The 11,802-nt window shown below is 46.5% G+C and carries 12 protein-coding genes; 1 reads left to right on the top strand and 11 read right to left on the bottom strand.

The annotated features are described in order from the left end of the window. The 7 genes from B3G15_RS08435 to prsW form a co-directional block, all read right to left on the bottom strand. The gene (locus B3G15_RS08435) at window positions 1-1,026 is read right to left on the bottom strand and encodes an NAD(P)H-dependent glycerol-3-phosphate dehydrogenase (RefSeq protein WP_214857984.1); all 1,026 of its coding nucleotides are present in this window, start codon (window positions 1,024-1,026) and stop codon (window positions 1-3) included. 14 nt (window positions 1,027-1,040) lie between these two features. Then, window positions 1,041-2,351 carry a ribosome biogenesis GTPase Der gene (der, locus tag B3G15_RS08440; protein ID WP_023468646.1) on the bottom strand — a complete coding sequence of 437 codons (1,311 nt, stop codon included), beginning with the start codon at window positions 2,349-2,351 and terminating at the stop codon, window positions 1,041-1,043. Window positions 2,352-2,474: 123 nt separating this feature from the next. Then, window positions 2,475-3,608, bottom strand: coding sequence for a 30S ribosomal protein S1 (gene rpsA / locus B3G15_RS08445; protein ID WP_023468647.1), 1,134 nt, complete (start codon window positions 3,606-3,608; stop codon window positions 2,475-2,477). A 102-nt stretch (window positions 3,609-3,710) separates the two neighbouring features. Then, a complete protein-coding gene (locus B3G15_RS08450; RefSeq protein ID WP_290719986.1) occupies window positions 3,711-4,310 on the bottom strand; it encodes a lysophospholipid acyltransferase family protein in 600 nt (199 codons plus the stop codon). Next, window positions 4,307-4,981 carry a (d)CMP kinase gene (gene cmk / locus B3G15_RS08455; RefSeq protein ID WP_214859822.1) on the bottom strand — a complete coding sequence of 225 codons (675 nt, stop codon included), beginning with the start codon at window positions 4,979-4,981 and terminating at the stop codon, window positions 4,307-4,309. Before cmk ends, B3G15_RS08450 begins: the two co-directional genes overlap by 4 nt. Window positions 4,982-5,057: 76 nt before the next feature. Further along, the gene (locus tag B3G15_RS08460) at window positions 5,058-5,714 is read right to left on the bottom strand and encodes a flagellar brake protein (protein ID WP_214859820.1); all 657 of its coding nucleotides are present in this window, start codon (window positions 5,712-5,714) and stop codon (window positions 5,058-5,060) included. Between the two features lie 19 nt (window positions 5,715-5,733). Then, window positions 5,734-6,411, bottom strand: coding sequence for a glutamic-type intramembrane protease PrsW (gene prsW / locus B3G15_RS08465; RefSeq protein ID WP_290719992.1), 678 nt, complete (start codon window positions 6,409-6,411; stop codon window positions 5,734-5,736). Between the two features lie 168 nt (window positions 6,412-6,579). Here prsW and B3G15_RS08470 point away from each other — a divergent pair, with 168 nt between their 5' ends. After that, window positions 6,580-7,548 (top strand): asparaginase, encoded by a 969-nt coding sequence (locus tag B3G15_RS08470; protein WP_195864806.1) that lies wholly within the window; start codon window positions 6,580-6,582, stop codon window positions 7,546-7,548. 52 nt (window positions 7,549-7,600) lie between these two features. On the opposite strand, the gene B3G15_RS08475 is transcribed toward B3G15_RS08470, so the two are convergent. The 4 genes from B3G15_RS08475 to B3G15_RS08490 form a co-directional block, all read right to left on the bottom strand. Beyond that, window positions 7,601-8,590, bottom strand: coding sequence for a YpdA family putative bacillithiol disulfide reductase (locus B3G15_RS08475; RefSeq protein WP_214859818.1), 990 nt, complete (start codon window positions 8,588-8,590; stop codon window positions 7,601-7,603). 121 nt (window positions 8,591-8,711) lie between these two features. Then, window positions 8,712-9,977: a Glu/Leu/Phe/Val family dehydrogenase gene (locus tag B3G15_RS08480; RefSeq protein ID WP_023468654.1), complete on the bottom strand. Its 1,266-nt coding sequence runs from the start codon at window positions 9,975-9,977 to the stop codon at window positions 8,712-8,714. A 134-nt stretch (window positions 9,978-10,111) separates the two neighbouring features. Further along, entirely contained in the window at window positions 10,112-11,056 is a 945-nt protein-coding gene (locus B3G15_RS08485) for a D-alanine--D-alanine ligase (protein WP_290720001.1), read from the bottom strand. Between the two features lie 139 nt (window positions 11,057-11,195). Further along, entirely contained in the window at window positions 11,196-11,786 is a 591-nt protein-coding gene (locus tag B3G15_RS08490) for an adaptor protein MecA (RefSeq protein WP_029342022.1), read from the bottom strand. Between the last annotated feature and the right edge of the window lie 16 nt (window positions 11,787-11,802).

The raw sequence follows: 11,802 nt of genomic DNA on the forward strand, positions 1-11,802 counted from the left end.
TTAATCTTTCGTCGTGAAGAGATGCTCGATCTCATTTTTCTGTGGTCGTTGCATCAACTTTTTGACTTCTTCTTCCGGTGTATGACCGTCAAAGAGAACATGGTAGAGAGCGGAAGTGATTGGGAGTTCACACTGTTTCGTCTCCGCCAAATCATATGCCGCTTGGGTCGCGCGAACACCTTCGACGACCATTCCCATGTTTTCTAGCACCGTCTCTAATTTTTCACCGCGACCGATGGCATTCCCCGCACGCCAATTTCGACTATGAACCGATGTACAAGTAACGATCAAGTCACCCATTCCTGTCAATCCAGTGAACGTCATCGGGTTAGCTCCAAGCATCGTACCGAGACGTGCCATCTCGACCATTCCACGCGTAATCAATGCTGCTTTGGCATTATCCCCGTAACCGAGACCATCCGTCATACCTGCGGCAAGCGCAATGATATTTTTGAGCGCCCCACCAAGTTCAGCTCCGATGATATCCGCATTCAGATAGACGCGGAAGTTTTCATTCGTAAACAGCTCCTGTACACGACCAGCCTCTTCTAAATCATCCGATGCGATGGTCACTGTCGTTGGTTTACGTAACGCGACCTCTTCGGCATGCGAAGGACCGGTCAAGACACAAACCGCTTTGCGTTTCGCAGGATCGACCTCTTCTTCGATTAATTCTGACAACCGAAGATGCGTCTTTGGCTCGATTCCTTTTGATGCATGAATCAAAACGACTGGTTCCGTCAACAATTCATTCAATTGTCGGGAAACCGAACGAATCGCAGAGGACGGTGTGACGATCAAGATATGCGTTGCGCCTTCGACCGCCACTTTAAGATCCGTCGTCGCCTTCAATGATTGTGGTAACATGACACCTGGCAAAAATTGCGCGTTTTCATGATGTTCATTGATGCGGTCGACAGTTGTTTGTTCACGACCGTAAAGCATGACTTCCTGATCATTATCGGCTAAGACGAGCGAGAGCGCTGTTCCCCAACTCCCCGCTCCGATGACAGCGATTTTGGTCATACTGACTCACCTCATTATTGTTTTTGACGAGCTAAAATCCGGATTGGTGTACCTGTAAAATCAAATGCTTCCCGAATCCGATTCTCAAGATATCGTTTATAAGAGAAGTGCAACAATTCTGGATCATTGACGAACAAGACGAACGTTGGCGGACGTGACGCGACTTGAGTCGCATAGTTGATCCGAAGACGAACTCCTTTATCCGTCGGCGCTGGGTTCATCGCGACAGCGTCAACGATGACATCGTTCAAGACGCTTGTCTGAATCCGTTGTGCATGGCTGTGCGCTGCTTGTTGAATGACCGGTAGCAACGTCTGCAAACGACGTTTTGTTTTCGCTGAGACGAAGACGATGGGTGCATAGTCAAGGAAACGGAATTCTTCCCGAATCTCTTCTTGCATCTTTTTCATCGTCTTATCATCTTTTTCGACAGCATCCCATTTATTGACGACAATGATGACCGCGCGACCTGCTTCGTGAGCATATCCCGCCACTTTTTTATCTTGTTCGATGATACCTTCTTCGCCATCAAGCACGACACAGACGACATCTGCCCGTTCGATTGCTTTTTGTGCACGCATGACGCTGAAACGTTCTGTTGATTCATAGACTTTCCCGCGTTTTCGCATCCCGGCCGTATCGATGATGACGTATTCTTGATCATCCCGCGTAAACGGTGTATCGATCGCATCGCGCGTCGTACCAGCGATGTTCGAAACGATGACACGTTCTTCACCGAGAATCGAGTTCGTCATACTTGATTTTCCGACGTTTGGACGACCAATCAAGGCAAACTTGATCGTGCTTTCGTCATATTCTAATTCTTCTTTATCTGGTGCGAGTTCAAGGACACGGTCGAGTAAGTCACCTAGACCAAGACCATGTGTACCAGAAATCGGGAACAAGTCTCCGAATCCAAGGGAGTAAAATTCATACATTAAATCACGCATTTCAAAGTTATCGACTTTGTTGACAGCTACGACGACTGGTTTGTTCGAACGGAATAACATGTTCGCGACTTCCTCATCCGCTGCTGTGATTCCTTCGCGTCCGTTCACCATGAAAATGATGACATCCGCTTCATCAATAGCGAGCTCCGCCTGATGACGCATCATTTGAAGTAGGGGCTCATCCCCGACTTCGATTCCACCTGTATCAATCAAATGAAAATGACGATTCAGCCATTCTCCAGTTCCGTAAATACGGTCGCGGGTAACGCCTGGCTTGTCTTCTACGATTGAAACCCGATCTCCAATCACCCGGTTAAAAATCGTCGACTTTCCGATATTTGGGCGACCTACGATCGCCACGACTGGAATTGCCATCCCAACACCTTCTTTCTCTTCTCTCGCTTCATAGCCGTTCTATTGTATCAAATCAAACTGTCATATACCATAACAAACCGCATATAAAAAGCGGACACGCTTGTGTCCGCTTTGTGTCATTGCTTATTCTTTCTGATCAGAATCGTCCTCAGTCAAGTCAGCGACCGAGAATCCTTCTGATTGATTCGTATAATCCGAGTAATCGTCAGCAGATGATTCTTCCTCTTCAAGGACACGTGTTGATAGCGAAATCTTATGCTCATCAAGACGTACTTCGAGTACTTTCGCCTCGATTTCCTGTCCTTCTTCGAGTACTTCCGAAGGTGAACCGATATGACGGTTCGCGATTTGCGAAATGTGCAAAAGTCCTTCTACTTGCGGCGCAAGTTCGATGAAGGCTCCGAACTGGACGAGACGACGTACACGTCCTTTAACGATATCGCCAGCTTCGATCTTCCCTTCCATCTGTTGCCATGGACCAGGTTGTGTTTCCTTGATCGATAACTTGACCTTTTCTGTATCACGGTCGACACCAAGTACTTTGACTTCGACTTTTTGACCTTCCGTGACGATATCCGAAGGACGCTCGACACGGTGGTGTGCCATCTCAGAGATGTGAACGAGACCGTCGACGCCACCGATATCAACGAAAGCACCAAAGTCCGTTAAACGTTGGACTGTACCTTCGAGGATTTGACCTACTTCTAAATTTTCAAGTGTCTCTTTTTTCTTCGCGTTCAATTCGCCTTCAACGACAGCTTTGTGCGAGAGAATGACACGGTTCTTTTCTTGATCGAGTTCAACGACCTTGACTTCGATCGAACGACCGATGTAATCCGAGAAATCCTCGACATAATGCCGTTCGACGAGTGACGCTGGAATGAATCCGCGGACACCGATATCAACGACGAGTCCACCTTTGACGATGTCCTTGACGACAACTTCAAAGATCTCACCTGATTTATACTTCTCTTCTACTTGCTCCCACGCTTTGAGCGCGTCGATTTCTCGTTTCGAGACGACGACCTCTTCATCCGTGATTTTCTTGACCTTCACTTGTAGTTCATCTCCGACGTTCAGCACGCCGCGAATATCATCGAGATGAAGACTCGATACTTCGCTGATCGGTAAGATGGCTTCTGTTTTATATCCGATATCAATGAGTGCTTGCTTGTCTTCAATTTTCACGACCATTCCGGTAACTACCTGGTCCCGATGAATTTCAAAATCAGGCATATCTTTCATTTCTTCGACCATTCCAAAACAACCTCCTCACGATGAGTACAAGAAACGCCTGACACGTGTCAATGCGTTTATCCTGCTTCTAACTTCTTACAATTCTGACTATTTGTCAAGGTATTAAGCGTGATTGAAGTAGACGGATTTGATTTCGTCCATAATTCGGTCAGAAATCGATTTCGCTGCGCCCCGTTGATCACGTAAATCCGAAATATCAACCGGTTTCCCGACCGCGACGTGCATCCGTTTGAACGGGCGGTATGATCCGATGATGGCAATCGGTAAAACCTGCGCATTCGATCGTAACGCAAAGAACCCGACTCCTGGTTGTGCTGCTGTAAATTCACCTGGTGCGGAACGTGTTCCTTCTGGGAAAATACCGACCGTCTCATCTGAATTCAATAGTTCAATCGTCCGTTTCAAGGCTTGACGATCTCCTTGACCGCGACCGACAGGGTATGTTCCTGCCGCAATCATTAATTGTTTTAAGGCAGGAACTTTGAACAGTTCTTCTTTTGCCATGTAACGCACCGCGCGGTTTGGCGGAATCGCACTGACGAGGAAGACCGGGTCCCAGTTCGAACTGTGATTGGCACAGACGAGTAAAGAACCGTCTTTTGGAATGTTCTCTTGTCCTGTCACTTTCAATCGGAAGACTGTTTTCGCAATGACCCAGACGACAAACCGGGCAATCCGGTAAATGGTATCTTGACGTTTCATTTTAGGACACCCTCTGCTAGCTCCATCAATCGGACGACGACTTCATCGATCGTCATCTCTGTCGTATCGAGATATAGTGCATCGTCAGCTTGACGCAATGGCGAGACTTCACGTTCGCTGTCGCGCTTATCACGCAGTGCGATCTCTTCTTGAAGAATCGTGATGTCACTGTCCATCCCACGCGCGATATTTTCACGGTGTCTTCGAGCTGCACGCTCTTCGACAGTTGCCGTCAAAAAGACTTTTAATTCTGCATCCGGCAATACGACTGTGCCGATATCACGTCCATCCATGACGATTCCACCGCGTTCAGCTAATTTCCGCTGTGCCGTGACGAGTGCAACCCGGACTTCTTTTTGACGAGCGACGAACGAGACATTATTCGTGATTTCGATGGAACGAATCGCATCCGTTACTTCGCGATCACCAATAAAGACACGTTGCCCGTTTTCGCCTGGTGTTAAACGAATATCAAGCGATTTCATTAATTCTCCGAGCACTTCCCCATCGTTGAGATCAAGTGATTGTTCAAGTGCTGCCAGTGTGACGGCCCGGTACATGGCTCCTGTATCGATGTATACATAGTCAAGGCGCGCTGCCAATTGTTTTGCGATCGTACTTTTTCCAGCACCCGCTGGTCCATCTAAAGCGATTTGAATCTTTTTCATCATCCATCCAATCCTTCCATCTTCCCTATAATTACCGGGAATTCATTCTTCCGAACGTTATCATAGCAAAAAAATGCGGTCAGGTGAATGGATTCATGCCCCTTCTTGAACTTTTCATTTGCATTTGATAACAGTGACGCAATACAAGTTCGCGACTTCTGTCGGGAATCATCGTAAATTGGAATGCTAATTCATATCGTTCTTCACGCCGATCAATTCGAACGAGTTCAGCGATGACATCTAATGTACTCGATATGCCCTCACCTGTAGGCAAAATGAATGTCATTTCCACCTCTTCCTCTTTTTGAACCGGTAATTGATCCGACAAGATCATCATTCCTCCAGCCGATAGATCGAGCGTCACCGTCGTAAACGGCTCGAAATGCGTTTTATGAGGGTGTACAGCGACATCGAGTATTTGCGGTACTCGGACGAACTGACGTCGTTGGATGCGTTCGATTTGATCATCCTTCGGTCGTTTCAAAGCATATCGTTGACCGCGAAGTGGATCATTTTGTCGTTCAACGACGACCGTATCAAATCCAAATAATTTGCCTTTTTCCTTAAAGAAATAAAATGAAACTTCTTCTTGCTCTGACAAGATGAATGTTTTGAGTGTCGCGACCTCACTCGGTGCTTCAATCCAAATCAATCGATTCGTCACGGCCGTCACCTTTGTGCGACCTTGTCGATCCTCACTATTCGAAAGCATTACCAAATCCCCAATTTCCATCATACTACTTCGCTCCTACTCTCTATTCGATGCCATCTGAATGTTGTTTTTTTCGTTTGAATCGCTGATTTAAACGATTGGCACCTCGTACTTGAAATAATCCAATCGTCCATAGGATGACCATGAAGACGATTGGCAAAAAAGATATACCACCATTTTCCAATATTAACAAATTAAATAAGATATGCGCAAATACCGGAAGCGCAATCGAGAGGGACAACCAGCGGTAAGGATGAGGCGAGAATTTCGCCATGCCCATGAAGAATCCCATGATGACCGCAAACAAAGCATGACCAGATACTGGTAAGAGTGCCCGGAACAGCATATGTTCGACTGTTCCATTCACCATCAGATATAAAATATTCTCAAGCGTTGCGAACCCAAGTGAACAGGCTACCGCGTAGATGATCCCGTCGTAATAATCATTAAACCGTTGATGGATATAGACCGTATAAAAGACGACAAACCATTTGGCGAATTCTTCCGTGACAGCTGTTCGAATCAACTGTACCTCTTCACGTCCACCAAACTCTGTCTGGACGATATAGTCGATGAACATCAAGGGAAAGACAAGTAAAATACCGAAAATGAAACTTCGAAGAATATATCCGACTGGCTCCGATTCATGTTCGTGACGTAGATAAAAATAAGTTAGGAGTGCGATGCCTGGGGCAACTCCGGAGAAAACGATTTGAACCACGCTTCCTCTCCCCCTTTCTTCCTCATTTATAAGAATAAAGGTTTCTTGGAAAAAAGAAAACGTCCTCGTTGTTTCAAGAGGGAAAAAGGTTACAATATGGGAGAACGAATTGAATCCGCTATAGAAAGTAGGTGAAGGTCTTCTGTCTGTAGACAAGGACCCTTTAGCATGAAATCATTATTACTCATTCATACGGGTGGAACGATCGCCATGGCACAGGATCATTCTGGTCATGTCTTACCAAATGATATCAATCCACTCGACGCTTCACTCCCGCGAGCAACAGATATTGCCAATATTACGACGCGTCACTTCGCAAACTTACCTTCTCCGCATATGACACCTGACATCATGTTACGTCTAGCCCATTTCATCGAGAGTGAGCTCAAGAAGGAACATTACGACGGCGTCGTCATCACTCACGGAACGGACACACTGGAAGAGACGGCTTATTTCTTACATTTGACGCTTGGTGCACCTGTTCCGATCGTTTTGACAGGAGCCATGCGTTCTTCCAATGAGGTCGGATCCGATGGTGAGTTTAATCTGATTACGGCACTTCGTGTCGCTGTCAGTGAAGCTGCGCGCGGAAAAGGTGTCCTCGTCGTCTTCAACGGGGAAATCCATTCAGCATTCAACGTCACAAAAACGCATACGTCATCCGTCGATACATTCAAATCCGTTCATTTCGGAAATCTTGGGATGGTAACGAAGGATCATGTCTACTTATTCAATACACCACTCTTAAAACAAACACATATGGTAACTTCGCTCTCAAAACGGGTCGCCGTTCTTAAAGTCTATGCCGGTATGGAACCCGACCTATTACTTGCTGTGAAACAACTCGGTTATGATGGGCTCGTCCTTGAAGTTCTTGGTCAAGGGAATGTACCACCAAGCATTGTGGATGCCATCGCTGAATTGATTACCGTCATGCCGATCGTCATCGTCAGCCGTTGCTTCAACGGAATCGTTCAAGATGTATATGGATATACGGGTGGCGGACAACAATTAAAAGAACTCGGCGTCATTTTCTCGAATGGACTGAATTCACAAAAAGCGCGGCTTAAACTGATGGTCGAACTTGAAATCGATGCCTCACAACTAGAACTCGAAGAATCATTCCGCGTTGAATAAATGAAAAAACCTCTTGATCCGGAAATTTATCTTCCAAATCAAGAGGTTTTGTTTAGGCTTGTACCGATGCACCACGTAACCGTTCAACGAGATGGTTGGCAATGCTTGCACCGTGAAAACGTCCGTTTTCAATGAATATTTTATTGGCGTCATATCCTGCTGCGACGACACCTGCGATATAGATGCCCGGGACATTCGATTCCATCGTCTCTTCGTCATGACTTGGAATGCCTGTTTTACGATCAATCGTAATGCCTGTGTCAGCGAACAATCCGACATCGGGTGTGTAACCTGTCATCGCAAAAACAAAATCAGCACGGACAGTCTGTTTATCTCCATCTATTTGATAAATCACCTCTTGCTCCGTAATTTCTTCGATTGACGCTCCAAAAATCATCTTGACCTTTTCCGAACGAACGAGAGATTCGAAGTTCGGCAACACCCAAGGTTTGATGGATGGACTATACTCCGGTCCACGGTAAAGGACAGTCACACGCGCTCCCGCTTTTTCAAGTTCAATCGCTGCATCGACGCTCGAGTTTTTCCCACCGATCACGACGACATCTTGATCAAAATACGGATGTCCTTCCGTAAAGTAGTGCGAGACATGAGGTAATTCCTCTCCAGGAACATCCATCCGGTTCGGTAAACCATAATAACCTGTCGCAAGCACGACGGAGCGAGCTTCTCGGCTTCTTTTTTCCCCGGAACGCTCCGAGTGGATGATAAAATGATCCGCTTGACGTTCAATCCGCTCGACGGTCTCAAACGGACGAATCGTCAACTGTTTTCGTTTGACGACTTCTCGATAATAGACGAGAGCGTCGAGACGTCGCGGTTTTAATTCTTTATTGATGAACGGTACACCACCAATTTCTAACTTCTCACTACTTGAAAAGAACGTTTGATGCGTCGGATAACGATAGATCGCTTCGACGATATTTCCCTTTTCGAGCACTTCGACGTCTAGTCCCCGATCTTGCATTTCGATCGCAGCAGATAACCCACACGGTCCTGCACCGATTACGATACAATCTAACATTCGAATATCTCCTCTTCCGGTTGCTTTTTTTATATCTTAGCAAATCTCTACCATAGACGAAAGAAATTGCAATGCAAAACGCCCGCTCTTCGTAAAGAAGAAGCGGACGTTCATTATCATATTAGACCCAACCACGGAAACGAGATGCTTCCGCCATCTTCCGGACACCGACCATATAGGCGGCAAGTCGCATGTCGACATTTCGCGTCTGCGCTGTCTGATAGACTTGGTTGAACGAGTTCACGAGTACTTTTTCAAGTTTCTCGTGTACTTCCTCTTCCGTCCAGTAATACCCTTGGTTGTTCTGTACCCATTCGAAGTAAGAGACCGTTACGCCACCACTCGAAGCAAGAACATCCGGAACGATCAGGATATCACGTTCAGCGAGAATTTTCGTCGCCTCGTTCGTCGTCGGACCGTTAGCCGCTTCAACGACGATCGCTGCTTTGATATCGTGCGCATTGTCTTCTGTGATTTGATTCTCGATTGCTGCCGGAACAAGAATATCACATTCAAGTTCAAGCAATTCTTTATTCGAAATCGTATTTTTGAACAATGTCGTCACGGTACCGAACGAGTCACGACGGTCGAGTAGGTATGGAATATCGAGACCGTTTGGATCATGGAGTGCTCCGTACGCATCACTGATCGCGATGACTTTTGCACCTAAATCATACATGAATTTCGATAAGAAACTTCCGGCGTTGCCGAATCCTTGAACGACGACACGTGCGCCTTCGAGCGAGATACCCTTTTTAGCAGCCGCTTCCCGAATCATGATTGCGACACCTTTCGCCGTCGCTGTCTCACGACCGTGTGAGCCACCGAGGACGAGCGGTTTCCCTGTAATGAAACCAGGTGAGTTGAATTCATCGATTCGACTGTATTCGTCCATCATCCACGCCATGATTTGCGAGTTCGTGAAGACGTCAGGTGCTGGAATATCCTTCGTCGGTCCAACGATTTGACTGATAGCACGGACATATCCACGGCTGAGACGTTCGATTTCACGGAAGCTCATCTCACGTGGATCACAGATGATTCCGCCTTTACCGCCGCCGTATGGTAAGTCAACGATACCTGCCTTCAGACTCATCCAGACGGATAATGCTTTGACTTCGACTTCCGTCACGTTCGGGTGGAAACGAATTCCACCTTTCGTTGGTCCAACGGCATCGTTATGTTGCGCACGATATCCTGTGAAGATTTTCGTCGAACCATCATCCATCCGTACCGGAATCCGGACTGTCAACATCCGGAGTGGTTCTTTAAGTAATTCATACATCTCGTCTGGATAACCAAGTTTCCCTAGTGCCTCCTTGACGATTTCTTGTGTCGCTTCCAGTACGTTCTTGCGGTGATTCGCATGTTGTTGGTCAGTGATCATTCCAACGTTCCTCCCCATAAGTGGCATCCCCTATGCCGTTTCCTTGTTCGGATAAAGTATACTCTTTTCTCGAACGTAATGAAAGGGGTTACGCCTATATTTGTAAGCGCTTTCTCACTTCTTTTCCTAGGATATCATTGATTTGGTTGTTTTGTTTGACGATGTCGTTCGATTGCCAGTTCCATGAAATATTCGACCAGTTCCGGATATTCGATTCCCACTGCTCGTGCACCGTCCGGGAATAAACTGGTCGAAGTCATACCAGGAAGTGTATTCGTCTCCAAGATGACTGGATTTCCGGATTCCGGTACTAGGAAATCAGATCGCGAGTATCCTGCACAGCCAAGGACTTGGTGCGCTTTAACAGCCCATTCTTGAAGTTTTTCTGTCGTTGTCTCATCCAGCTCAGCAGGACAAATATGCTCCGAACCTCCGATGGCATACTTTGATTCATAGTCATAAAAGTCGTTCTTCGGAATGATCTCGATGACCGGCAGTGCTTTTTCTGCACCTTTATGACCGACGACAGGGACTGTCACTTCCCGCCCTTTAATGAACTGTTCGACAAGCACTGCATCGTCCGCTTCAAAGGCTTTAGCGATTCCTTCACGTAACATCGTCTCATCTTGAGCAATCGTCAATCCGTTTGATGAGCCTTCTTGTGCTGGTTTGACGACACAAGGAAATTGACCATTCCACTCTACGATTTTTGCTTCGATATCATCTCCACGCTCTAACAGCACATCACGGGCGATCGTAATGCCTGCTTTATCAAAGTGAACTTTCGAACGTGCCTTATCCATCGCTAGCGCTGACGCTAACACACCTGAACCTGTATATGGAATGTCTGCCAGTTCAAGCAATGCTTGTACGCGTCCATCTTCACCAATTTTCCCGTGAAGAGCGATGACAGCCACATCTACATCCAGCTGAAAGAGTTCATGCGCTTGATCAGGGTGGAAATCAACAGCCGTGACCTCATGCCCTTTACTGTTTAATGCTTCCATGATCGACTTTCCACTGTTTAATGAAACCTCCCGTTCTCCTGAAGTCCCACCGTATAATACTGCCACTTTCATCCTACTTCACTCCTTCTTCTTACGTTCAATGATTATCATACCATCCTTCTGACGATGAAAAAATACAAAATGGTGCCACTTCCAGCAGAACACAAAAAGGTGCGGCATCCCCCTATGAGGGAATGTCGCACTTGATGTTTTACATATTAAACTGTTCAGCTATCGTTGCGACAGCATGTTCCGCCTGAATCGTTTTCCCATACTCCGCCATGACGAGTGGACTTTTCGGGCTCGGTTCACCGTATTCAGATAAAATCGTCGTCACCGTTCGCTCGAGCGCCTCGTTCATTCGTTCTTGGAAATAGAGATAATAGCTTCCCTCGAAGAAGTAGAGGCTACCCCCTGTCTCTGTACGAGGCATATGCCGCAATAATCCATGACTCGCTTGAATGACGTCTTCTAGCGAGTGTAGAGCATATAAGACGTGATGGACGATATCGACTGTCATGCGGATTTCAACTTGATCGAACTCCTCGTTCATCTCTTCTGGCAAATCTCCTTCACGACGTACATCAACGAGCATGCCGTCATTCGGGAAGAATGTGACGAAAAATTCGAGTGTTCCTGCTGCCTGAAAACCATAATTCGATTCGGCTTCTTCTAATAAGTTGCGCAATAAAGCTTGTCCCTTCCCGACAGCCAACGTTTCTGGTCGGACGTCGTGAAGCGATAACTCTTGCTTTGTGATGAAGACACGAAGGTGTCCTTGTTTCATTTGTTCAAACCTCATAATAGACTCCTCCAGT

This window comes from Exiguobacterium sp. UBA1053 (genome assembly GCF_002316465.1).
GTDB classification, from domain to species: domain Bacteria; phylum Bacillota; class Bacilli; order Exiguobacteriales; family Exiguobacteriaceae; genus Exiguobacterium_A; species Exiguobacterium_A abrahamii.